The following is a 23339-nucleotide window of genomic DNA, read 5'->3' as shown; positions in this document are numbered from 1 at the left end:
TGTAACAGCTAGAGCGCCTTTTCCATCACGCGCGCCAGCCGCTGGGCAAACAGTAGCGGATCGGCCGGTACCTCGCCCTCGACCAGGCGGGCCTGATCGAGCAGCAGCTGGGCTGCATCGGTCAGGGCATCAACAGCACCGGATTGCTGTGCCCGAACTGCCAGCGCCCGGATCAGCGGATGGGCCGGATTGATTTCCAGGACGCGCGCGCTGATCTGGCCCAGCTTCTGGTGCTGCCGCAGCAGGCGCTCCAGATGCAGGTCGATATCGCCTTCTGCCGCGCTCAGGCAGACCGCGCTGTCGGTCAGCCGCTTTGATTCGCGCACATCCTTCACGGCATCGCCCAGAATCTGCTTGAGCGCCGCGATCAGAGTGCCAAGGGCCGCATCGTCAGGCTTGTCTTCGGGCTTCTTCTCGTCAGCGGTCGCCGCGATGGCATCCAGATCGGCGCCGGCCCGGCTGGCGGATTTGACCGGCTTACCGGCAAAATCGCGCACCACCGAAAGCCAGAAATCATCCACCGGATCAGTCAGCAGCAGAACTTCGATCCCTTTGGCGCGGAAACCTTCCAGTTGCGGGCTGCGCTTGAGCTGGTCGAGCTGGTCGCCGTTGATGACATAGATCGCGTTCTGGCCGTCCTTCATGGCGGCAATATAGTCGCCCAGCGACACCCAGCCCTCGCGCTGCGAGGAGCGGAAGCGCGCCAGCTTGAGAATGGCCTCGCGATGCTCAGGGTCTTCGTAGATGCCTTCCTTCAGCACGGCGCCGAAGGTTTCCCAGAAAACTGTGTAAGCCTCGGTATCCTTGCCGGCCTTCTTCTCCAGCTCGGTCAGCACGCGACGGGTGATCGCCTGTTTGATCCGCGCCAGCACCGGATTGTGCTGCAGCATCTCGCGGCTGACATTCAGCGGCAGGTCAGCAGAATCGACCACGCCGCGCAGGAAGCGCAACCAGGCCGGCACCAACTCGTCGCAACGGTCGGTAATGAAGACCCGGCGTACATAGAGCTTGAGTAGCGCCTTGCGCGCCGGATCAAACAGATCATGCGGCCGCGACGACGGGATGAAGAGCAGCAGCGTATAATCCAGCTTGCCTTCGGCGCGCGTATGCAGGGTCAGCCAAGGATCGTCGAAAGCGTGCGACACATGATGGTAGAAATTCTGGTACTGCTCCTCGGTGATCTCGGCCTTGGGCCGTGCCCAGAGCGCACTGGCGCTGTTCAGCGTTTCACTCTTGCCGTCAGCCTCCAGCACCACCGGCAAGGCGATATGGTCCGAATAAGTCCTGACGATATGGCTCAGCCGCGTCGTTTCGAGGAACTCATCCTCGCCCTCGCGCAGATGCAGGATGATTGTGGTGCCCCGGCCAGCCTTTTCGGCCTCACCGATGGTGAACTGGCCGGAGCCATCGGAAGCCCATCGCCAAGCCTGCGCTTCGCCGGCCTTGCGTGAGACGACGTCCACTTTCGTGGCCACCATGAAGGCGGAATAGAATCCGACACCGAACTGACCGATCAGCGCCATGTCCTTGGCCGCATCACCGGATAGCCTGGCGGCGAATTCGCCGGTGCCTGAGCGCGCGATGGTACCCAGATTGGCGACCAGCTCATCACGGCTCATGCCGATACCGTTATCAGCAATGGTGAGCGTGCGGGCAGCCTTGTCAGGTGACAGCGTGACTTTCAGGTCAGCATCACCGCCCCAGAGATCCGCCTCGGTCTGCGCCGCGAAACGCAGCTTGTCGCAGGCATCGGATGCATTTGAAATCAGCTCGCGAAGGAAGATTTCCTTCTGGCTGTAGAGAGCGTGAGTGACGATATGCAGCAGCCGGGCGACATCCGACTGGAATTGCATGGTCTGGTCGGTCATGGCGTTACCTCCAGAATCAGCCTTTCTTGGGTTCGTCTTTCTTTTCCGGCTCGATCAGGTCTTTCAGCCGGCGGGTCAGGTCGCGGGCAGCATAATCGTTGACCAGATAGGCCCAGCCATCCATGCGCGCCGCCGCCTCTTTCACCTGCTTCTCGGCCTCCTCGGGCTTCAACAGCTCCTTGGCGGCATCAGGCTTGACCAGCGCGGCGTCAAAGCTGACAGAAATCTTAAGCCAGAATTTCTTGTCCTGGTCCGCGGCCGGGATGGTACGCACCACCGCCTTCACGCCATCGAGCGTGACAATCTCGGCTGTCGTTGCCTTGGAGAAATCGAGTTCGGCCGCCTTGGTGACATCCTCGAAGCCCAGATAAGCCAGGCCGCCAGCCACCGCATTCACATCGAAGGGTGAAACCGCCTTCATGCCTTTAGGCATGTCGGGCAGCACGAAATCGACCGGTGTATTATCGGTTTTCTCCGGGCCGCGGTTAACCCGCAGAACTTCGCTATCGGGATGCTTCACCGTGGCATAGGCCACACGGGCGCGGTCGATCTTGATCAAATCCTTGACCAGCCACTGCGCCGGATCGGCCGGCAGTTCCAGCGTACCCTGGGCCAGCCAGGCGCGGGCCTCGTCAGGCTTGCGCACTTGCAACTGGCCGGGCTTGCCTGCGGACGGATAGCTGCGCGCCTTGCCGATGATCACAGCAGCAATCGACTTGGCGTCCTTGTCGGCCAGCCGCACCAGAATGGGGCCCGGGTCGGACTTCGCCGCATCGTCCACCGGCTGATACTGGTCGGGCTCAGCAACCTGCAGCAGATTGTAATGCGCCGGCTTGTCGCTGCGCGGCTCGATCGTTTCCAGCCCGGCAATGCCCAGCACATTCTTGCGCACAAGATCGGCACGCACCGGATAGTCATGGCGGCTCGGCATGGTCCACTGATCGGCGGTAGCGCCGCGCTCGACGCGGAACATCGTCTTGACCGTCATTATCTCCAGACCGGCAACGTCATTGACTTTGGCGGTCAGCCCGGCGAACAGCGGTTTCGGCGTAAAATCGGCCTGGGCCGCTCGGTCACGCGAGGCGGCAACCCACCAGCCGGCTCCGCCAACAATCACGGCGGCGGCCACCAGGATTGCCCAGCTTTTATTACGCATCTGCATTGCCTTCACTCCGTACTGACAGCCTCAGCCTTCCATGGCGCGGCGAATGCGGCGACGCCGCCACACAATCGCCAGACCCACCGCAACCAGGGCGGCGAGCAGCGGCATCAGGCCGATATTGATGAACTTGACGAGAACCTGCAGGCCTTCGATGTCGCGATTCAGTTCGCGCTGCACGCCGCGCAGCTCGCGCCGTGTAGAGAGCAGGTCGTCACGGAAGGTGGTAATGGCTGCTTCCTGCTCGGCACTGAGCAGGGCATTGGACTGATCCTGCGCCTTGCTCTGCAGATCAGCCAACTGTTTCTGCGTGGTCTCCAACTTCTGCTCCAGGGCGCGCTGGCGCGCCAGGAACTGCTGTTCGGCCACGCGCCGCATATTATCAATTACCTCGAACGGGCGCTGCGACCGGCCGCGGCTGCGCAGCCCGATCAGATCGCCCGAGCCCGACATGTTATCGATGGCGTTCACCAGCAGGTCGGCATTGGCGGCGATCGGCACATACATGCTCTGCCCCATCATCTGCTGCGTGCGCACCCAGAAACGGTCGTCCAGCATATCGGCATCGGCCACCAGCAGCACATTGATCGGCTTGGCGCTGTCGGTCACCTGCGGGCCAGCCGTCTTGGCATCAGCCGGGGCACCGCCGGGGAAGGCCGTCTTGGCCGGGCCACTGATGCGGGCCGCCATGGTGTAGGTCTCGCCGGTAGCCTTAAACTTCTCGGCCAGCACCTGCGGATTGGGATCGCCCTGCAGATCGGCAGTGTCCATCAGCATGGCCTGCTTCGACGAGGTGATCAGCGGCGTCAGCGTGGTGGTGGCACCGTCCAGCTTGCGGATCGCGCCCATGGACGCAGCATTGATCTGGGTCAGCTCCGCGGTCACCACATCATCCTGGCTCAGGCGCTCGCTCGGAATCGCCAGCCACGGGATGTAGTCCGCTACGGCGGCAGCACCGGGACGACCGGTCTGCACGCGTTGCGCCATACTGAGATCGGCGACGAACTTGCCGGCCTGCACCTCGATACCCCAGGCCTTGAACAGTTCGGGCAGCAGCGACGACTGATCGCCGCCCGGCATCGGCTGGCCGGTCATCGGGTTGGGCATCGCCGCCATGGTTTCCGAATAGGGGTCGGCAAATACAATCAGCCGGCCACCCTTCAGCACATACTGGTCGATGGCATACTGGGCCTGCGGACTCATATCCTTGGGATGCGCCAGGATGAGCGTCGACAACTTGTCGTCGATCTCTTCCGGCTTGGACGGGTCCAGCATCTTCACCTGGAAGAACTGCTTGATCTGCTCAAGGATCAGATAGGGCTGCATCTGGCCGCGCATCGCCGCCATCATGCCGCCCGGGCCGTATTCCAGCGGCAGGGCACCGAGAATGCCGATGGTCGGCTTGGCCGGATTGCTGAGCGCGTAGACCAGCTTGGTCAGGTCATATTCGAGGAACTGTTCCTTCTCCGCCTGGAAGAAGACGATCGTCTGCTGCTGGTCCAGCGTGTTGGAACCAACGAGGCCGAAATACAGCGACCCGCCGGGCAACTGTGCGCCCTGCAGGCCGGCTTGTACCGCGCGGTCTTCCGCTTCGGTGAAGGGTTCAGGGTCAATCACCTCAAGCCGGATCTTGCCGCCGGCCAGAGCGGCATAGCGCTCCAGCAACTCGCGCACGCGCGTGCCATACTGCTTCAGCTGCGGCGCATTGCTCGCCAGCTTGTCGGAGAAGAAAAAGCGCAGCGTGATCGGCTCCGGGATGGCCTTCAGCACATTCCGGGTGCCGTCAGACAGCGTGTAGAGGCGCGCCTGGGTGAGGTCGATGCGGACATCGCGCAGACCCTGATTGACCAGGATATTGAAGCCGAGGAAGACGGCGAAGGCGGCGATCAGGCCTGTGCCGGTAAGGAGGGCTTTGCTGCCGGTTTTCATGACTTAGCCAGCCTTCTTGAAATCGACGACAACGGCATTGGCATAGAGCCAGACCGCGATAAGCGAGAGGAAAAAGACGAGATCGCGCAGGTCGATCACGCCTTCGGTGATCGCATTGAAATGCGACAGGAAGCTGAAGGACGCGATGGTGTCGGTGATCAGCGGCGGCGCCCAGCCCTGGAAGAAGCTCAGCACCATCGGTGCGCCCGAAACGGTAAAGATGAAGCAGACCAGAACGCTGACCACGAAGGCGATCACCTGGTTCTTGGTCACTGCCGACAGGCAGCTGCCGATTGCCAGATAGGCGCCGGCCATCAGCAGGCTGCCGATATAGCCGGCGAGAATGACGCCGTTATCCGGCGAGCCGAGCCAGTTGACCGTGAGCCAAAGCGGAAAGGTCAGCGCCAGCGCGATGCCGGCAAAGGCCCAGGCGGCGAGGAACTTGCCCAGCACCGCGGCCCAGAGCGGGATCGGCAGGGTGAGCAGCAGCTCGATGGTGCCGGCCTTGCGCTCCTCCGCCCACAATCGCATGGCGATGGCGGGAAGGAAGAAGAGATAGAGCCAGGGATGGAACAGGAAGAAGGCCTTCAGATCAGCCTGGCCGCGCTCGAAGAACTGGCCGAGATAGAAGGTGAAGATTCCCGCAGTGAACAGGAACACCACGATGAAGACATAGGCCACCGGGGTGGAGAAGTAGCCGCTGAATTCACGGCGGAGAACGGCAAGCATCGGTTTCATGGTCTTTGGTCCTGATCAGGCGGCGCGCGCTTGCGTGATTTCGCGGAAAGCAGCATCGAGTTTACCCGGCGCGGCAAGCACGGTGCCGATGCGCCAGCCGGCGTTACCCTCGGGGCGGCCCTCGGCGAGAATGCGGCCGCGGGCAATGATGATGGCGCGGCTGCACACCGCCTCCACCTCTTCGAGGATATGGGTCGAGATGATGATGGCCTTGTCGCGCGACATCGCCTGGATCAGGCCGCGCACTTCATGCTTCTGGTTCGGATCGAGACCATCGGTCGGCTCGTCCAGCACCAGCACGGGCGGATCATGCAGGATCGCCTGGGCGAGGCCGACGCGGCGCTTGTAGCCCTTGGACAGCGTGTCGATCGGCTGGTCGAGCACGTCCTTGATATTGACCTGGTCGATCACCTTGTCGAGCCGCCACTGGCGATCCTTGCCGGCCAGTTCACGCACATCGGCGATGAAATCAAGGAAGCCGCGCGCCGTCATGTCGGCATAGGTCGGGGCTCCTTCCGGCAGATAGCCGATGGCACGGCGGGCGGCCAGCGGATCGGCCTCGACGTCATGGCCGCAGACCGAGATGCTGCCCGAGGTGGGATTGAGGAAGCCGCACAGCATTTTCATCGTGGTGGACTTGCCGGCGCCGTTGGGGCCGAGGAAACCCAGCACCTCGCCTTTGGCCACACTGAAACTGACATTGTCTACGGCGGTGAACGGTCCGAATTGCTTGACCAGATTCTTGATGTCGATCATCGTTTTAGTACGTCCCCTGCCAGACATCGCGGCCCCCGCCGCTCGGCGCCCGCTAGATAAGAGTTTCCCCGCCCATGGTTCAAGCCCCCGGCAGGATTTTGCGGCACCGGACCGCGCTTTCCGCCCGCCCCGCCGGTTGCATCCCGGGCGAGCCCGTCGCCATATTTTCGCCATGATCGCCGCCCCCGGGCGCGAGGAGCCGGGACCGCCCTCGCCCTGCAACAAGGTCTGTAGCATCGACCGCCGCACCGGATGGTGCCTGGGCTGTTTCCGCACCGGCGAGGAGATCGGCGCCTGGCCGGCGCTGGCGCCTGAGGCCAAGCGAGCCCTGCTGGCGCGGCTGGCCGAGCGGCAACAACAGGCTGCTACCGTGTCCCGATCCTGATGCCCGCCTTCCTGCTCAAGCGGTTCGCCACCCTGCTCGCCACCCTGCTGGCGACCTCGGTGATCGTGTTCCTGGTGCTGGAAATCCTGCCCGGCGACCCGGCGCTGCTGGTTCTGGGCATCGATGCCACCGATGAACAACTTGCCGTGTTCCGTAATCAGTACGGCCTCGACCGGCCGGTGCTGGACCGCTATCTCGACTGGATCGCGCATCTGGCCGTAGGCGATTTCGGCATCTCCTATGCCTACAAAACGCCGGTCTGGCCGCTGATCGCCGAGCGGCTGCTGCTGACCTATCCATTGGCGGCCAGTGCCATGCTGCTGACCGTGGTGCTGGCACTGGCACTTGGCGTCTATGCCGCCGCCCAGCACAACAAGCCGGGCGATCTCGCCATCATGGGCATCAGCCAGCTCGGCATCTCGCTGCCGAACTTCTGGTTCGGCCTGCTGCTGATCCTGCTCTTCGCCGTCAATCTGGGCTGGTTTTCTGCCGGCGGCTTCCCCGGCTGGGGGGACGGGATACTCGCGGCGGCGAAAAGCCTGATCCTGCCCAGCATTTCGCTTGCCGTGGTGCAGGCTGCCATCCTCACCCGCATCACCCGCTCATCCGTTCTGGAAGTGCTGCGCGAGGATTTCGTGCGCACCGCGCGGGCCAAGGGGCTCAGCCGCCAGGCCGTGTTGTGGCGCCATGTGCTGCGCAACGCGCTGATCCCGGTGATCACCGTGATCGGCCTGCAGTTCGGCAACCTCCTGGCGGGCGCCATCGTGGTCGAGCAGGTCTTCTCGCTGCCTGGCCTCGGCCGCCTGATCTTCCAGGCCATCAGCAACCGGGATATCGAGGTGGTGAAAGCTGCCGTTGTCCTGCTGGCCTTCACCGTGGTGACGGTGAATTTTATCGTCGATGTTCTGTATGCCGTGATCGATCCGCGGCTGAAAGGACGCGATGTCTGAGCCCAGCAGCTTCTGGCCCCGCGCCCGGCGGCATCGCAGCTTCGTCGTTGGCGCAACCCTGACCGCTTTCGTGGTTGGCATGGCGCTGCTATCCGTGATCTGGACACCCTATGCGCCAACCGCCATCAATATCCGCCGCCGCATGGCGATGCCCTCGGCGGATCACTGGCTGGGCACCGACTCCTTCGGCCGTGATGTCCTGTCGCTGATCCTGGCCGGTGCACAGAATTCGCTGATGGTCGGCGTGCTGGCCGTCGGCTTCGGGATTGTGCTGGGCAGTACTCTGGGGCTGCTGGCTGCGGCACGACGCGGCTGGATCGAGGAACTGGTGATGCGCTTCGCTGATTTCACCTTCGCCTTCCCCGCCATCCTGTCAGCCATCATGCTGGCGGCGATCTTCGGCCCCAGCACGATGAATTCGGTGGTAGCCATCGCGATCTTCAACATTCCGGTTTTCGCCCGCGTGGTGCGCGGCTCGGCCAATGCGATCTGGGCCCGCGACTATATCCTGGCCGCCCGCAGCGCTGGCAAGGGCAGCACCCGCATCACCATCGAGCATGTGCTGCCCAATATCCTGGCCGTGATTGTGGTGCAGGGCACCATCCAGTTCGCACTGGCCATCCTGGCCGAAGCTGCGCTGTCCTACCTCGGCCTCGGCACCCAGCCGCCGACGCCCAGCTGGGGTCGCATGCTGAATGAGGCACAGGCCATGGTTTTCCGCGCCCCCTTCCTGGCTGTGTTTCCCGGCTGCGCCATCGCCATCGCCGTGCTCGGTCTCAACCTGCTGGGCGACGGATTGCGCGACCTCACCGATCCGCGTCTGTCACGGCAACGCTGATGACAAAAGCCCCGCTGCTTTCGGTGACCGATCTGCGCGTCGCGCTGCAAACCGCACGCGGCGTGGTGGAAGCCGTGCGTGGCCTCAGCTTCACGCTCGACAAGGGTGAAACGCTCGGCATCGTAGGAGAATCCGGCTGCGGCAAGTCGCTGACGGCGCTGGCACTGATGGGCCTGCTGCCGGATGGGGCGATGGCCTCTGGAGAGGTGCTGTATGACGGGCATAATCTGCTGACGCTAAACGAACAGCGGCTCTGCGGCCTGCGCGGCAATCGGCTGGCGATGATCTTCCAGGAGCCGATGACCTCGCTCAATCCGCTGCACTGCATCGGCGACCAGATTGCCGAACCCCTACAGCAGCATCTGAAGCTGAGCCGGCGCCGGGCCCGCGACCGTGCTGTCGACCTGCTTGACCGCGTCGGCATCCCCAATCCGCGCCAGCGACTGGACGCCTATCCGCACCAGATGTCAGGCGGCCAGCGCCAGCGCGCCATGATCGCCATGGCGCTCGCCTGCGACCCCGACATCCTGATCGCCGACGAACCGACCACGGCGCTCGATGTCACCATCCAGGGCCAGATTCTCGATCTGATCCGCCGGCTGGTGGATGACAGCGGCATGGGCCTCGTGCTGATCAGCCACGACCTGGGCGTGATCGCCGAAACCGTCGACCGCGTGCTGGTGATGTATGCCGGCCGGGCCGTGGAGGCCGGGCCGGTGCGCGAGGTCTTTGCCCGTCTGGCGCATCCTTATGCGCGTGGGCTGTTTTCGGCCATGCCGCGTATCGCCCCCGGACAGCCGCACCCGCGCACGCCACTGCCCACCATTGCCGGCATCGTGCCAGACCTGCATGACCTGCCGGCAGCTTGCGCCTTTGCCGAGCGCTGCAACCTGGCCGAGCCGCGCTGCCGCGCAGAATTCCCACCGGCTGTCAGCATCGGCCCGGCACATCGGGCGGAATGCTGGCGCACCGACCAGACCCTTGGTGCAAGGGCATCGCCATGACAGCCCTGGTCGATGTCACCGACATCCACAAGGCCTACACGCTCCGCCGCGCCACGCCATTTTCGCCAGCCCAGCAGGTGTTTGCCGTCAATGGCGTGTCGCTGGCCATCGAAACCGGTCAGAGCCTGGGGATTGTCGGCGAGTCTGGCTGCGGCAAGTCAACCCTGGCCCGCCTGGTGATGGCACTGGAAAAGCCCGACCGCGGCCAGATGCGCTTTGCCGGTCGCGACCTGCATGCGCTGTCGACAGCCGATCTGCGGACCGCGCGACGCGACTTCCAGATGGTTTTTCAGGATCCTTACGGTTCGCTCGATCCGCGCCTGACGGTCGAGCGCATCGTTGCCGAGCCGCTGGATGTGCTGGAACGGCCGAGCCGCAGCGAGCGCCGCACCCGCGTGGCCGCAACGCTTGCCACCGTTGGCCTGCGGGCCGGCGACATGGAAAAATATCCGCATGAATTTTCGGGCGGGCAACGCCAGCGTATTGCCATCGCCCGCGCCCTGATCACACAGCCAAAACTGATCGTAGCCGACGAGGCGGTTTCGGCACTGGATGTGTCGGTGCAGGCGCAGGTGCTGAACCTGATGGCCGACCTGCAGCAGCGCCTGGGCATCACCTATCTGTTTATCAGCCATAATCTGGCGGTGATCGATCATCTGTGCAGCCGCGTGGCCGTGATGTATCTCGGCCGCATCGTCGAACAGGGCGGCACCGCCACGCTTTTTGCCCGGCCGGCACATCCCTATACCAAGGCGCTGCTCGCGGCCCTGCCGCGCCCGGTGCCACCGCCCGTGGGGCAGGCGCGACGTCGCAGCCTGCTGCAGGGCAATCCCCCGAGCCAGACCGCCCTGCTACCCGGCTGCGCCCTGGCAGCCCGCTGCTCGCATGCCGATGCCCATTGCGGTGCTGTGGCGCCGGATCTGCGCGCGCTGGAGGACGGACGGCTGGTGGCCTGCCACAAGGCCGAAGACATCATGGCTGAGAAGGCTACGGCGTAAGCGCCTGCAGGCGGTAGCCGCGCTCGCGCATGCAATAGTCGTGGAGTTCACCCATGCGCGGGCCGCGCGCGAAATAGGATGGCGAGCGCGTCTCGTAACCCGGCAGCCAAGGGGACCGGTTTTGCTCGAACCCTGTGCCGGTCCAGGGCGGATACAGCGGCCTTGACGACATGCTCTCGTCATAGGCGCGATCCGATGCGATCTGCCGACAGGCCGTCTCGTCTTTCTGGCGCTGGGCTGCCGACGTATCCGCCCGCACCCATTCGGTCGGCGTCGTGGCACAGGCCGTCAGGACCAGCAGAAGGAACAGGCCAATCCGGTGTGGGGTCATTTCTTGGCGATCGGCACCAGGTAGTATCCACGCTGCTGCATGCAGTATTCGGACAGCTCATAGACCCGCGCACCACGACGGGCATAGGAGGTTGTAATGCCACCGCCCCCGCCATCGTCGCCGCCGCCATCGGTGGTGAATTGTGTATCCTTGAAGGGCGGATAGATCGGCTTGGATTTATCGCTCTCGTCGAAGGCCTGATACTGGGCAAGGTCGAGGCAGGCCTTTTCGTCACTTTGGCGTTGCGACAATGACGTGCCGGCGCGCTCCCATTCCGTGGTCGGGGCGCAGGCGGCAGTAGCGATCAGAAGCAGAGTGGCGAAATGACGCGGCATGATTGCCTCCTGGCATAGAGCCCTATTGCGGAATGGGCGCAAGATGATAGCCGCGTGCACGCAGGCAGAAATCCTGCAGGTCGCTTTCACGCTGGCTGCGCCACATGAAAGAATCGTAGCTGCGATAGCCATAGGGACCATAGCGATACGGCCACGGGCCGTAATAACCACCATAATAGCCGGACGGCCCGAAAGTGCTTTCGCGGAAAGCCTGATTGCGCGCAAGAGCGGCGCATTCGCTACTGTCGATGTTGGCTTCTGCCAATGTCACGCCGGGCTTCTGCCATCCTAACGGCGGGCCGCAGGCGGCCAACGCACCCAGCAGCGTCAATGCAGCAATAGGCTTTAGGACCGTTCTGCCCATGGCGGGTTCCAACCTCCGGCAGTGCCGCATTCTAACACGTCAGCCTGCGCCGGGATTGCGGCGGAATGACGGCTGCCACTCACCTTTTCGTGTATCCGGGCCTGCCGCCCGGCCGCACTAGTCTCCCTGACAGGGAAAGGCGTCGGTCAAAGCCAGGCGCACAGCCTGAATGGCCTCTTGGCCGATCTGATCGGGGTTCTCTTTGGCCCATTCGACAAACTGCTGGCGCAGCAGGGCGGATGGCGCCTCGCGCGGCGCACAGAACCAGGTCATATCCTTGCTTTCGGCCACCGCCATCTCATACATCGCCACCGCGGCCTGCAGATAGCGCAGGCAACCCGCAAGGCGTGCGCTGCCCTCAGGACCCTCGCACAGGCCCAGCAGATCCTTGGCCAGGAATTTCGGCGGCGGGGCCAGATTGCCGGTCGGGTTTAGATTGGGCGCCGGCTGGGCAAAGGCGGCGAAGGCGAAGAGACCAGCCACGATGGCGGTCGGCAGGAGCAGGCGCATCAGACGATCTCGTTCTCGAATGGCTCGCCGCCCATGCGGCGGAAAATCGCATACATCGCATCCGTTGCCGCATCCAGCCGTGCCTTGTCAGTGGAGCGCAGCACGATAGCGGTGGAAGCCTTGCCGCCACGGAAAGCGGGATAAGACCCCATATCCACATCGGGATATTCGGTCTGCAGGGCCCCGAGGTCTTCGGCCACCGCACCCTCGGGCACGAAAGCCAGCACGGTGCGCGACAGCAGCTTGTCACCACCGACCAGGCTTGGCGCCACGCTTGCCACCATTGCCTCGAATATTCTCGGCACGCCGGCCATCACCATGACGTTGCCGATACGGAAACCCGGTGCTGCCGATACTGGATTGTCGATCAGCGTGGCGGTGTCCGGAATGCGCGCCATGCGTAGCCGGGCGGCATTCAGCATGCCGGCCTCGTAATGCGCTTCCAGTCGGCGGCGCGCTTCCGGATGGATATCGATGCCAACGCCGAAGGCCTTGGCGATGCAGTCGGCGGTGATGTCGTCATGAGTCGGGCCGATACCGCCCGATGTAAAAACGTAGTCGTAAGCTTTGCTCAGCTCCTGCACCGTGGCGATGATGGTCGCCTCGATATCCGGCACCACGCGAGCCTCGCGCAGGCGGATGCCCAGCTCGGTCAGCCTGCCGGCAAGAAAATACATATTGGCATCGCGGGTGCGGCCCGAGAGAATCTCGTTGCCGATCACCAGCATGGCTGCGGTTACGATTTTAGGCGTTTCCGTCATGGCGAGAGGACATAGCACGCGCTGGACGTGCAGGCCAGCCACCGCTATAGGCGAAGCATGCAGTTTTCCCAACCCCTCACCCCGGCCATCCTGATCCGCCGGTACAAGCGCTTCCTGGCCGACATGCGGTTTGCCGATGGCCATGAGGAAACCGTGCACTGCCCCAATCCAGGCGCCATGCTGGGGCTGGATCAGCCGGGCAGCCGGGCCTGGCTGAAGCCCGGCAAGGGCAAGCTGAACTGGGGCTGGGTGATCGCCGAAGCCGACAGCACCCTGGTGGGGATCGACACCAGCCTGCCCAACAAACTGGTGGCCGAGGCCCTGGCCCAGGACCGCATCGCGGAACTGGTAGATTACAGCCTGCACCGGCCCGAGGTGAAATACGGCACCAACAGCCGGGTAGATTTCCTGCTGACGGCAGAGGGCAGACCCGATTGTTACCTGGAAATCAAGAACGTGCATCTGAGCCGGCGGCCGCCGCTGGCGGAATTCCCCGACTGCGTCACCGAGCGCGGCGCCAAGCACCTACGTGAACTCTCAGGGATGGTAGCCGCCGGGCATCGGGCGGTGATGCTGTTCGTGGTCCAGCGCGGCGATTGCCGCCATTTCCGCATTGCCGCCGACTGCGACCCGGGCTACGCCGCCGCCTTCATCGAGGCTAGGAATGCCGGGGTCGAGGCGCTATGTTATGCTTGCACCGTTACGGAGGCCGGCATCGCCATTGCCGACCGGCTTGAAATAGACCCGTAACTTATTGAAATAAAACAGTGAATAAAACGCCGTGAACCAGAACCAGGCTCGCATCCTCGATACCGAAGACGACGACGATTTCCGTCCCGGCGCCATCCGTCTGCACAAGACCGAGGATTTCGCCAGCATGCGTGCGGCCGGCCGGCTGGCTGCCGAGACGCTGGATTTCATTACGCCTCATGTGGTGCCTGGCGTCACCACCGACGAGTTGAACACGCTGTGCCATAATTTCATCACCCAGCATGGCGCCGTACCGGCGCCGCTGGGCTATCGCGGCTTCCCGAAATCGATCTGCACGTCGGTGAACCATGTGGTCTGCCACGGCATCCCGGGCGACAAGGTGATGGAGGATGGCGACATCCTCAATATCGATGTCACCGTAATCGTCGACGGCTGGCATGGCGACACCAGCCGCATGTTCCTGCTCGGCGATGTCGGCGTGAAGGGCAAGCGCATCTGCGATGTCACCTATGAAGCGATGATGCGCGGCATCGAGGTGGTCAAGCCCGGCGCCACCACCGGCGATATCGGCTATGCGATCCAGCAGTTCGTCGAGAAGGAACGCTTCTCGGTGGTGCGCGATTTCTGCGGTCACGGTCTGGGGCGCATTTTCCACGAGCCGCCGAATATCCTGCATTACGGCGAGCCGGGTACCGGCGTGCCGCTCAAGGCCGGCATGTTTTTCACCATCGAGCCGATGGTGAATGCCGGCAAATGGCAGGTGAAACTGCTGTCGGATGGCTGGACCGCAGTAACCAAGGACCGCTCGCTCTCGGCACAGTTCGAACATTCGATCGGTGTCACCGAGACCGGCTACGAGATTTTCACGCTGTCGCCCAAGGGCTGGCACAAGCCGCCATACGCATAGACGGGACGCTTGGCAGAAGCGGGCGCAGACGAAAAACCCCACTTCCACGGCCATCGCGCAAGGTTGCGGGCCCGCTTCCTCGAAAGTGGCGGCAGCGGCATACCGGATTATGAAATCCTTGAACTGATCCTGTTCGGCGTCTTCCGCAACGGCGATACCAAGCCGCTGGCCAAAGCGCTGATTGCGGAATTCGGCTCGCTGGCTGGTGCATTGGCCGCGCCTGCCGAACGCCTGTCGAAGGTGCCCGGCTGCGGCGATGCTGCGATCTCCGCCCTGAAGGTGACCCGCGAAGCCGGCCTGCGTATGCTGAAAGCCGATGCGACGCAACGCCCTGCGGTCTCTAGCTGGCAGGCCCTGCTGGATTACTGTCGCGCCGCCCTGCAACACGAAGGAGTCGAGCAGTTCCGGATTTTGTTTCTGGATCGCAAGAACCAGGTGATCGCTGACGAGCAACAGCAGCGCGGTACCGTCGACCATACGCCAGTCTATCCACGCGAGGTGGTGAAGCGAGCTCTGGAACTGAATGCCGCAGCCCTGATTCTGGTGCACAACCACCCTAGCGGCGATCCCACACCATCGCGGGCCGATATTGAGGTGACACGCCAGGTGATATCAGCCGCATCGGCCCTTGGCATCGCCGTGCATGACCATCTGATCATCGGCCGCAAAGGCCATGTCAGTTTCCGCGAACAGGGCCTGCTCTAATCAGCGCCCGATCAGTTCTGCAACAGCAGTCTGGAGCACCTCGGCATAACGCCGATGGCCTTCATGATTGAGATGCCCCTGTCCGATCTGCAAACCGAAGCCGCGCAAGACCCTGAGGTCGGCACTTCCGTCTACGCCCACAATATCTACCAACTGCTTTTCCAGATCGATGAAGCCGATCTGCCGTGTTGCCAGTGCATCTTCGATCGTGTCTATCACCGCAGCACGCTGCGCGCGCTGCGACGCGCAGCGTGCCGGCGGCATCGGTAAATCGCGCAGCGCATACACCAACTTCACGGGTCTTCCGGCTCTGCTAGCAGCCAGTTCGTCGAAGAATTTTCCGGTCACCTGCCAATCCTGCGCCGGCTCATGGTTCTGCCACAGACGTTGCAAATTCCGCAAATCTGCTGTGAAGCAGGTATCGGCGACTACCGGTGATGATGCAGGAGCACGTGCAGAGGCCTCGATGCCCATTAGTTTCGATAATGGATCCCGACTGCGCAGATACAGCAGCCGTACAAGATCGAACCGCTGCACGGCGTCAAGGAAAACACGGCCAGCCAACGTATCAGCCTGACGCACCGAGAACCGCTTGCGGAAAGCATAGCCGCGCATCCAGCCGCCGCTGCCATCCGGCACATAGGCTGGATTGAGCCGGTCGTCACGCAGTTCACCGGAGAGAAAATCGAATGGGCTAGTCACCGACAGCACAATATCTGGATCGAAACTATAGCCGCGCTGTTCCAGCCGCATGAGCTGGCGCAGCGGGCCATTCCCCGACATCGCCAGATTGATCACCTCGGTGCCTGCGCTGCCGCCATGATTAAGCCGTGCCTGCAACAACGCCCCGAAACTGGCCGCGTATTCGACTTGCAAAGCCTCGGTGACAGAATCTCCCAGCAGCGCGATGCGCACTGTGCCTGGCGCTTTCGCCTGCGTGATCCCCTGCGGACCACGCAGCCCCAGTTCAGTGATCTGCACGCGTGCACGATTCTCCCGCACCCATATACCCGACACACCAGGTGTGAAGGCATAGCCGGTTTGCGGATCGGGCTGGCCCAGGATTGGCTCGATCACCGGCAGAACCCGCCACAGTGGCGTGGCGGCAATGACCTTGAGGCAGGCTTCGGCCATCAGGGCAGCGCACAGGCCGCCGCCGACAAACAGCGCCACAGCAGCAAGGCGGATGCGGCGAGATTTCATCGCAGCACCTCAGAACCGGAAATAGATGAATGGATTGGCATTGCTGCTGGGCAGCAGGATCAGCAGCAACGACAGGCCAATGCACAGCCCCCACAGGAACGGTCCGTTCCAGCGTCGCAACACAAAGAGCGTACTCCGCCGGTTGAGGCGGTATTCGGCTGCATGCAGCAGAAACAGGCCGGCAATGCCGATGCCTGATAAAATGGGGGATATGCCCCCCACGGGAACCGTCCAAGCAGTGACATCCAGCATGACAGTCAGATAGTCGAGTGCGAAGCCAAAGCTGGGCGAACGGAAGAACACCCAAAGCATCACCACAATGGCCATATGCAGCGGCCAGCGCAACGCAAGCGGCAGCATGACGCGATCACGCAGCGACCGGCAGATCAGGATATAGATACCCCAGCCCGCACCCCAGATCACGAAGGTGCCATTGGCGCCATGCCACAGTCCGGCCAACGCCATGCTGCCGACCAGAACGGCAGCCGCCCGCAGCCAGCCGCCGCGCCCGCCGCCCAGTGGAATATAGAGATAGTCGCGAATCCAGGTCGACAGGCTGATATGCCAGCGTTGCCAGAAATCGCGCGGGCCCGTGCTCATATAGGGCGTGAGGAAATTCAGCGGCAGGCGCAAACCCAGCAGATAGGCGGCACCGATGGCGATGTCGGAATAGCCGGAGAAATCGAAATAGATCTGGAACGCGAACAGCACCGCGCCAAGCCAGGCCTGATACGCTGACTCTGGTGACGCAACGAAAATCTCATCCACAATCGGCGCCAGGCTATCGGCCAACACCACCTTCTTGAACAGGCCGAGCAGGCAGAGCACCAGTCCATAGGCGATCAGGCGCAGCCGGCGCCGGTTGCCGCTGAACAACCGTTCGATCTGTGGCAGGAACTGCGGCGCCCGCACGATCGGGCCGGCCACCAGCTGCGGGAAAAAACTCTTGAACAGGAAAAATGAAGCAAAAGACCGCGCCGGCGCCGCTTGATGGCGAATCACGTCAATATGATAAGCCAACGCCTGAAAGCAGTAGAAGGAAATACCCAGTGGCAGACCGGTATCGGTATAGCTGCCGGCCATGCCGCCACCGAACAACAGGTTCTTGTACTTGAAAGCGAAGATCAGGCCGATATTGAGCAATACGGCGGCCGTAATGCGCCAACGCGGCCGCATGATGAACAGCTGGATCAGCCAGTTCAGCCCGACCGTCAGAAGGAAGACCGTGGTGTCGAGGGGACCGGCGAACAGATAGAAGACCAGGCTGGCCACGATCAACGCATAGGCGGGTCGGCGCAACCAGACAACCAGAAGCCAGCTGGTGGTCAGCAGAATCAGGAAAGCGAGTGAATTGAACGGCATCGCGACTCTTGGACCGGAACGGCCAGATGTCAGCCTATAGCATGGCGCCCCCGGCGCCCGAAAGCACTGCCCGTCAGGTTAACATCCTGTTTGACGGTCCCTACCCTCTCAGGCAAACAGGCCTTCCAGCTTCTCAAGCGAAGCGGTCCAGCCCCGGGTGTGGCGGGTCTTGGACTCTTCATCAAACAGCTGTTCGTGAAACAGCGTCAGCAACGTGCCACCACCGTCGGGTTTGAGCGTGACAGTGACCTGCGACACGCGTTCGGGCGTGGTGACCCAGTTCCAGCTGAAGACCAGCCGCTGGTCCGGTACGATGTCCTTGTAGGTACCGCCCACTTCGTGCTGTTCGTGGCTGCGGCCGTCCACGTCGGTGCGAAAGGCGATCCGGAAGCGGCCGCCGATCCGCAGATCGATTTCGCTGGCAAGAAACTCGCAGTTACCAGGCCCCCACCAGGAGATTATTTGCGCGGGGTCCGTCCAGGCCCGGTAGACTTTGGCGGGCGTGGCTTTGATGCGTCGCTTGAGGGTAAGGCTGGGCTTTTGGGATGCACCAGCTTGAGTTTGGGCGAGCATGGCTCCTCCTCCACAAAGGCGGCGAGACGGTCGAGCTGGGCCGACCAGAAACGCTGATAGCGGTGCAGCCACTCCATGGCCTGCTCCATCGGACCTGCATTCAGCCGGCAGGTCACTGTGCGGCCGGTCTTGCTGCGGGTGACCAGCCCGGCATCCGATAACACATCGAGATGCTTCATGATGGCGGGCAACGATACCGCAAAGGGTTTCGCCAGTTCGCTGACCGAAATGCGGTCCTGGGTTTCCAGCTGCGCCAGCAGTGCCCGTCGTGTCGGATCGGACAATGCCGCGAAAGTGCGATCCAGGATGGCATCTGAATACTTAACCATAAGGTTTAGTATTGCGGTAAAACAATCCCGAGTCAATCGGGGAAGCTTACCCCCGGGGTTCCAGGCGATCGGCGCCGAAACGCACCGTAACGGTGGTCCCTTTGCCCGGCTCGGAGTCTACCGCCACCTGCCCGCCATGCAGCAATGCCAGTTCCTGCACCAGTGGCAGGCCGAGACCTGATCCCTGGTGCTCACGCGTCATCACATTGTCGACCTGGCCGAAACGCTGCAGAGCCTTGGCGATATCTCCCTCGGTCATGCCAATGCCGGTATCACGCACACCGAAGGCAATGCCGCCTGAAGATTCACGCTGCGCGAAAATCACCACCACACCACCGGCCGGAGTGTACTTGATGGCGTTGCTGAGCAGGTTCAACATAATTTGAAAGATCGCGCGCTGATCGGCCCAGACCGGCGGCAGACCGGTCGGCAGTTCCAGTGCCAATGACACGCTGCCACCGCGTGCGGCGCCTTCAACCTGGCGAAGCGCGCGCGCCGCCACCGCCGGCAAATCAACCTCGCCTTCATGCAATTCGTAGGCACCCGCCTCGATTCGCGAAAGATCCAGCACATCGTTGATCAGACTGAGCAGATGCAGCGCGCTGTCATGGATATGGCCGGCATAGCCACGATAGCGGTCTTCCAGAGGCCCGACCACCTGGTCTTTCATCACCTCGGCGAAACCAAGAATCGCATTCATTGGCGTCCGCAATTCATGGCTCATATGCGCCAGGAAGGAAGACTTGCTCTTCGACGCCCGCAGCGCCTGATCGCGTGCTTCTGCCAGCGCATGATTCATCTCATCGCGCCGGCGACGCTGCTGCTGCTCTTCCGTGATATCGCGGCCGATACCGATATAGCCGATAAAACAACCCTTCTCGTCGAAGCGCGGCCGGCCGCTGACATTGATGCAGACCAAGCCGCGGGGCCGATTCAGCCATTGCACCTGATTCGCAAAGGGTCGATGTGCCCGCATGTCGTCGATATGCAACCGCAGAAAAGGGTCCGCCGAATTCTCATCGCCGAACAGATTGACGCGGGACTGGCCTATATATTCCGCCGCCGGAACCCCCGTGGCCCTCTCGACCTGTTCGGACATATAGGTGTAGACGAGGTCGGCATCGGTTTCCCAGACCCAGTCGGCACTCAGTGCGGTAACATCGCGGAACCGCTGCTCAGCAATGCGTCGGCGCTCACCTTCAAGCTGCAACTGCGCATTCGCTGCTTCCAATGCAGCCTCAAGGTCACCGCTTCCCAACTCCACACTCATTCCTCAACCCTCCCGCAGCCGGTCATTTCCTGGCTGCTGCCCGCGCCCCACAATGGCGCAGCCGAAATCTTCCTGTAAACGGCGAATTATACCGCTGGTTTTACGCGTCGTGGAATGTTGACGATCAGTAACCCCTGCTCCACCATGACCGTTACCGAGGGGGGCGCCGCTAGGGCGCTGAGATTTGGCCGGCAGGCTCCATCTGTTCCAAGGATGAGTCTGCAACGCCGTGACCCTGAGAGCCAGCACCGCATGGTGCTGGCCTGTGAACCTGATCCGGGTCATGCCGGCGGAGGGAACGGTCATACGGCGCGCGGAATCTTGATCCGGTGCCCGCATTCCGCGAACATCCACCACACCCGGATCTCCTGTCGTGATCGAGAAGGAGATCCCATGGACACGTTGGCTAACGCACCGAACTTTAAAATCACCACCGGCCCTCTGCCCGCTTCAACGAAGCGTTATCAAGCCGGCAGCCTTCATTCAGGCATCCGCGTGCCGCATCGCGAGATCGCTACGCATCCCTCTGCCAACGAACCACCCCTGCCGGTCTACGACACCTCGGGGCTCTATACCGATCCCGATGCCGAAATCGACATCAACCAGGGCCTGCCACGCTGGCGCACCCGCCTGATCGAGGCACGTGGCGATGTAGAGGCATACAATGGCCGACTGGTGCAGCCGGAAGACAATGGCGGCGTCAGCTCGGTGCCGGCCTTCCCGATGCATCCGCGCCCGCTGCGCGCCAAAGGCGATGCTGCCGTGACACAATACGAGTATGCCCGGCGCGGCATCATCACGCCGGAGATGGAATACGTCGCCATCCGCGAGAACGAGGCGCGCAAGGACCTGGCGAAGCGGGATGGCGAGGACTTCGGTGCGTCGATCCCGGATTTCGTGACGCCGGACTTCGTGCGCGAAGAGATCGCGCGCGGCCGCGCCATCATTCCCTGCAACATCAATCATCCGGAACTGGAACCGATGATCATCGGTCGAAATTTCCTGGTGAAGGTGAATGCCAATATCGGTAATTCGGCTGTCACCTCCTCGGTGGCCGAAGAAGTCGACAAGATGGTCTGGGCGATCCGCTGGGGCGCCGATACGGTGATGGATCTCTCGACGGGGCGCAACATCCACAACATCCGCGACTGGATCATTCGCAACTCACCGGTGCCGATCGGCACCGTGCCGATCTACCAGGCACTGGAAAAGGTGAACGGCCGCGCCGAGGATCTTACCTGGGAGGTCTATCGCGACACCCTGATCGAACAAGCCGAACAGGGCGTGGATTATTTCACCATCCATGCCGGCGTGCGGCTGGCCTATATCCCGCTGACCGCCAATCGCGTCACCGGGATTGTCTCGCGCGGTGGATCAATCATGGCGAAATGGTGCCTGGCGCATCATGAGGAAAACTTCCTTTACACGCATTTCGCCGAGATCTGCGACATCATGCGGGCCTACGATATCAGCTTCTCGCTGGGCGATGGGTTGCGGCCGGGTTCGACGGCCGATGCCAACGATGCAGCACAGTTCGCCGAACTGGAAACTCTGGGTGAACTGACCAAAATCGCCTGGGCCAAGGGTGTGCAGGTGATGATCGAGGGGCCGGGCCATGTCGCCATGCACAAGATCAAGGCGAATATGGACAAGCAGCTGAAAACCTGCGGCGAGGCACCCTTCTATACGCTCGGCCCGCTCACTACCGATATCGCGCCGGGTTACGACCACATCACCAGTGGCATCGGGGCGGCGATGATCGGCTGGTATGGCTGCGCCATGCTCTGCTACGTGACACCAAAGGAGCATCTCGGCCTGCCGGATCGCAATGATGTGAAGGTGGGCGTGGTGACCTACCGGATCGCCGCCCATGCCGCCGATCTGGCCAAGGGCCATCCGGGCGCGGCGCGGCGCGACGACGCACTCAGCCGGGCGCGGTTCGAATTCCGCTGGGAGGACCAGTTCAACCTGGGCCTCGATCCGGAAACCGCGGCGCAGTTCCACGATCAGACCCTGCCCAAGGAAGCGCACAAGACCGCGCATTTCTGCTCAATGTGCGGGCCGAAATTCTGCTCGATGAAAATCAGCCAGGAGGTGCGTGATGCCGCCCGGATGCAGAACGATGTGGCCGCACAGGGAATGACCGAGATGGCAGACCGGTTCCGCCGCGCGGGCGGCGAAATCTACCGGCCGGCCGAGTAACGTTGCAGTGCAAAAGCGGCAGCCGGCCCTTGTGTATCCGGCTGCCGCTGCTTACATAAAATAAACTCGGCATAAACATCCGGGCATCGCAAAGGGGCAGGGAAAAATGATCCGCAAGCGCACGTCTCTCCTGGTCGCCATCCTGGCCGCTAGTATCGCCCTCGCGCCGGCCATCGCCGCCGCCAAGGCCGGTCGCGGCGGCAGCATGGGCAGCCGCGGCAGCCAGACCTACCAGTCCGCACCGGCCACCCCGACCGCGCCCTCCGCCGCCCCGGTCCAGCGTAGCGCCACTCCGCCCGCAACCACCCAGCCCGCCCCTGCGCAGACCGCCCGGCCGGCCACGGCCGCCGCTCCGGCGGCGCAGCCTGCCGGCTTCTTCCAGCGCCCCTTCATGGCCGGCCTGATGGGCGGCGTGATCGGCATGGGCATTGGCGGCCTGCTGTTCGGCGGCGGCCTGTTCGGCGAAGGCGGCCTTGGCGGCCTTGGTTTCGGTGGCGTGATGGGCATGCTGCTCCAGTTCGCCCTGATCGGCGGCGCCATCTGGCTCGGCCTGCGCCTGTTCCGCAGCCTGCGCGGCCAGCAGCCGCAGACGGCTGCTGCTGGGATCCCCGGCGGCTACACCCGCGACAGCTATAACAGCCCAGTCACCGACATTCCGCCGGCCCATGGCACCACCCAGGCGCGCGTCGCCGACATGACCCCGTCGTCGGGCGGCTTTGGCCGCACGGCCGGCCTGCAAATCGGCGAAAGCGATTTCGAGGCCTTCCAGCAGACGCTGGGCGATGTCCAGACCGCCTGGTCGAAGGGCGACCTTGAAGCCCTGCGCCTGCAGGCCACGCCGGAGATGGTCGGCTATTTCGGCCGCGAACTCGCCTTGCTGGCCAGCACCGGCCTGACCAATCATGTCGCGGACGTGAATCTTGAGCAGGGCGACCTGGCCGAGGCCTGGAGCGAGGACGGCATCGACTATGCCACCGTGGCGATGCGCTGGAGCGCGCTGGATTACACCACCCGCCCCGATGGCACGGTTGTCGAGGGCAGCAAGACCGAGCGCGGCATGAGCACCGAGATCTGGACCTTCCTGCGCGCCAGCAACACGCCGGGCAGCAAGTGGCTGCTCAGCGCCATCCAGCAGCCCGAGCTTTAATCTG

26 protein-coding genes and 1 riboswitch are annotated in these 23339 nt (G+C 62.9%); of the genes, 11 read left to right on the top strand and 15 right to left on the bottom strand.

Annotated elements, in window-relative coordinates; translation table 11 throughout:
- Positions 1-8: 8 nt before the first annotated feature.
- Genes htpG through AAG799_RS04080 form a run of 5 tightly spaced genes read right to left on the bottom strand, consistent with a single transcriptional unit; the run spans position 9 to position 6450 of the window.
- The gene (htpG, locus tag AAG799_RS04100) at positions 9-1868 is read right to left on the bottom strand and encodes a molecular chaperone HtpG (RefSeq protein ID WP_341894528.1); all 1860 of its coding nucleotides are present in this window, start codon (positions 1866-1868) and stop codon (positions 9-11) included.
- A gap of 16 nt (positions 1869-1884) precedes the next feature.
- Positions 1885-3030 carry a hypothetical protein gene (locus AAG799_RS04095; RefSeq protein ID WP_341894527.1) on the bottom strand — a complete coding sequence of 382 codons (1146 nt, stop codon included), beginning with the start codon at positions 3028-3030 and terminating at the stop codon, positions 1885-1887.
- 24 nt (positions 3031-3054) lie between these two features.
- On the bottom strand, positions 3055-4956 hold the full coding sequence (locus tag AAG799_RS04090) for a Gldg family protein (RefSeq protein WP_341894526.1): 1902 nt from the start codon (positions 4954-4956) through the stop codon (positions 3055-3057).
- 3 nt (positions 4957-4959) lie between these two features.
- Complete coding sequence (locus AAG799_RS04085) at positions 4960-5694, bottom strand: ABC transporter permease subunit (protein ID WP_341894525.1); 735 nt, start codon at positions 5692-5694, stop codon at positions 4960-4962.
- Between the two features lie 15 nt (positions 5695-5709).
- Entirely contained in the window at positions 5710-6450 is a 741-nt protein-coding gene (locus AAG799_RS04080) for an ABC transporter ATP-binding protein (protein WP_341894524.1), read from the bottom strand.
- 172 nt (positions 6451-6622) lie between these two features.
- Here AAG799_RS04080 and AAG799_RS04075 point away from each other — a divergent pair, with 172 nt between their 5' ends.
- Genes AAG799_RS04075 through AAG799_RS04055 form a run of 5 tightly spaced genes read left to right on the top strand, consistent with a single transcriptional unit; the run spans position 6623 to position 10625 of the window.
- A complete protein-coding gene (locus AAG799_RS04075; RefSeq protein ID WP_341894523.1) occupies positions 6623-6835 on the top strand; it encodes a DUF1289 domain-containing protein in 213 nt (70 codons plus the stop codon).
- Positions 6835-7785, top strand: coding sequence for an ABC transporter permease (locus tag AAG799_RS04070; protein WP_341894522.1), 951 nt, complete (start codon positions 6835-6837; stop codon positions 7783-7785). Before AAG799_RS04075 ends, AAG799_RS04070 begins: the two co-directional genes overlap by 1 nt.
- Entirely contained in the window at positions 7778-8623 is an 846-nt protein-coding gene (locus AAG799_RS04065; RefSeq protein WP_341894521.1) for an ABC transporter permease, read from the top strand. The genes AAG799_RS04070 and AAG799_RS04065 overlap by 8 nt, the downstream gene beginning before the upstream one ends.
- The gene (locus tag AAG799_RS04060) at positions 8623-9627 is read left to right on the top strand and encodes an ABC transporter ATP-binding protein (protein ID WP_341894520.1); all 1005 of its coding nucleotides are present in this window, start codon (positions 8623-8625) and stop codon (positions 9625-9627) included. The genes AAG799_RS04065 and AAG799_RS04060 overlap by 1 nt, the downstream gene beginning before the upstream one ends.
- The gene (locus AAG799_RS04055; protein ID WP_341894519.1) at positions 9624-10625 is read left to right on the top strand and encodes an oligopeptide/dipeptide ABC transporter ATP-binding protein; all 1002 of its coding nucleotides are present in this window, start codon (positions 9624-9626) and stop codon (positions 10623-10625) included. Before AAG799_RS04060 ends, AAG799_RS04055 begins: the two co-directional genes overlap by 4 nt.
- Here the strand turns inward: AAG799_RS04055 and AAG799_RS04050 are convergent.
- The 5 genes from AAG799_RS04050 to AAG799_RS04030 form a co-directional block, all read right to left on the bottom strand.
- Entirely contained in the window at positions 10615-10956 is a 342-nt protein-coding gene (locus tag AAG799_RS04050; protein WP_341894518.1) for a hypothetical protein, read from the bottom strand. The genes AAG799_RS04055 and AAG799_RS04050 overlap by 11 nt on opposite strands.
- On the bottom strand, positions 10953-11291 hold the full coding sequence (locus tag AAG799_RS04045; RefSeq protein WP_341894517.1) for a hypothetical protein: 339 nt from the start codon (positions 11289-11291) through the stop codon (positions 10953-10955). Before AAG799_RS04045 ends, AAG799_RS04050 begins: the two co-directional genes overlap by 4 nt.
- A 22-nt stretch (positions 11292-11313) precedes the next feature.
- Entirely contained in the window at positions 11314-11655 is a 342-nt protein-coding gene (locus AAG799_RS04040) for a hypothetical protein (RefSeq protein WP_341894516.1), read from the bottom strand.
- Between the two features lie 117 nt (positions 11656-11772).
- A complete protein-coding gene (locus AAG799_RS04035) occupies positions 11773-12165 on the bottom strand; it encodes a Rap1a/Tai family immunity protein (RefSeq protein ID WP_341894515.1) in 393 nt (130 codons plus the stop codon).
- Positions 12165-12926, bottom strand: a complete 762-nt coding sequence (locus tag AAG799_RS04030) for a molybdopterin-binding protein (protein ID WP_341894514.1) — start codon at positions 12924-12926, stop codon at positions 12165-12167. The genes AAG799_RS04035 and AAG799_RS04030 overlap by 1 nt, the downstream gene beginning before the upstream one ends.
- Before the next feature lie 57 nt (positions 12927-12983).
- Here AAG799_RS04030 and sfsA point away from each other — a divergent pair, with 57 nt between their 5' ends.
- The 3 genes from sfsA to radC all read left to right on the top strand — a co-directional run bounded on the left by sfsA (position 12984) and on the right by radC (position 15249).
- Entirely contained in the window at positions 12984-13676 is a 693-nt protein-coding gene (sfsA, locus tag AAG799_RS04025; protein WP_341894513.1) for a DNA/RNA nuclease SfsA, read from the top strand.
- A gap of 94 nt (positions 13677-13770) precedes the next feature.
- The gene (map, locus tag AAG799_RS04020) at positions 13771-14544 is read left to right on the top strand and encodes a type I methionyl aminopeptidase (RefSeq protein ID WP_341894551.1); all 774 of its coding nucleotides are present in this window, start codon (positions 13771-13773) and stop codon (positions 14542-14544) included.
- Between the two features lie 9 nt (positions 14545-14553).
- Positions 14554-15249 carry a DNA repair protein RadC gene (gene radC, locus AAG799_RS04015; protein WP_341894512.1) on the top strand — a complete coding sequence of 232 codons (696 nt, stop codon included), beginning with the start codon at positions 14554-14556 and terminating at the stop codon, positions 15247-15249.
- On the opposite strand, the gene AAG799_RS04010 is transcribed toward radC, so the two are convergent.
- The 5 genes from AAG799_RS04010 to AAG799_RS03990 all read right to left on the bottom strand — a co-directional run bounded on the left by AAG799_RS04010 (position 15250) and on the right by AAG799_RS03990 (position 19515).
- On the bottom strand, positions 15250-16452 hold the full coding sequence (locus tag AAG799_RS04010; RefSeq protein WP_341894511.1) for a hypothetical protein: 1203 nt from the start codon (positions 16450-16452) through the stop codon (positions 15250-15252). It lies immediately after the preceding gene.
- Between the two features lie 9 nt (positions 16453-16461).
- A complete protein-coding gene (locus AAG799_RS04005) occupies positions 16462-17814 on the bottom strand; it encodes an MBOAT family O-acyltransferase (RefSeq protein ID WP_341894510.1) in 1353 nt (450 codons plus the stop codon).
- A 108-nt stretch (positions 17815-17922) separates the two neighbouring features.
- The gene (locus AAG799_RS04000; protein WP_341894509.1) at positions 17923-18387 is read right to left on the bottom strand and encodes an SRPBCC domain-containing protein; all 465 of its coding nucleotides are present in this window, start codon (positions 18385-18387) and stop codon (positions 17923-17925) included.
- Complete coding sequence (locus AAG799_RS03995) at positions 18273-18716, bottom strand: metalloregulator ArsR/SmtB family transcription factor (protein WP_341894508.1); 444 nt, start codon at positions 18714-18716, stop codon at positions 18273-18275. Before AAG799_RS03995 ends, AAG799_RS04000 begins: the two co-directional genes overlap by 115 nt.
- Positions 18717-18762: 46 nt before the next feature.
- Positions 18763-19515 (bottom strand): HAMP domain-containing sensor histidine kinase, encoded by a 753-nt coding sequence (locus tag AAG799_RS03990; protein ID WP_341894507.1) that lies wholly within the window; start codon positions 19513-19515, stop codon positions 18763-18765.
- On the opposite strand from AAG799_RS03990, the gene AAG799_RS03985 reads away from it, so the two are divergent.
- From AAG799_RS03985 to AAG799_RS03975, 3 genes are all read left to right on the top strand, one after another.
- Positions 19507-20064 carry a hypothetical protein gene (locus tag AAG799_RS03985; RefSeq protein ID WP_341894506.1) on the top strand — a complete coding sequence of 186 codons (558 nt, stop codon included), beginning with the start codon at positions 19507-19509 and terminating at the stop codon, positions 20062-20064. The genes AAG799_RS03990 and AAG799_RS03985 overlap by 9 nt on opposite strands.
- Positions 20065-20133: 69 nt before the next feature.
- Positions 20134-20302: riboswitch (TPP riboswitch) on the top strand.
- 77 nt (positions 20303-20379) lie between these two features.
- Complete coding sequence (gene thiC / locus AAG799_RS03980) at positions 20380-22188, top strand: phosphomethylpyrimidine synthase ThiC (RefSeq protein ID WP_341894505.1); 1809 nt, start codon at positions 20380-20382, stop codon at positions 22186-22188.
- Positions 22189-22294: 106 nt separating this feature from the next.
- The gene (locus tag AAG799_RS03975; protein WP_341894504.1) at positions 22295-23335 is read left to right on the top strand and encodes a TIM44-like domain-containing protein; all 1041 of its coding nucleotides are present in this window, start codon (positions 22295-22297) and stop codon (positions 23333-23335) included.
- Positions 23336-23339 lie beyond the last annotated feature (4 nt).

It is taken from the genome of Ferrovibrio terrae (assembly GCF_943371255.1).
GTDB classification, from domain to species: Bacteria; Pseudomonadota; Alphaproteobacteria; order Ferrovibrionales; family Ferrovibrionaceae; genus Ferrovibrio; species Ferrovibrio terrae_B.
The sequence above is the reverse complement of the archived record's forward strand: the minus strand, read 5'-3'. Positions and strand labels throughout refer to the sequence as shown.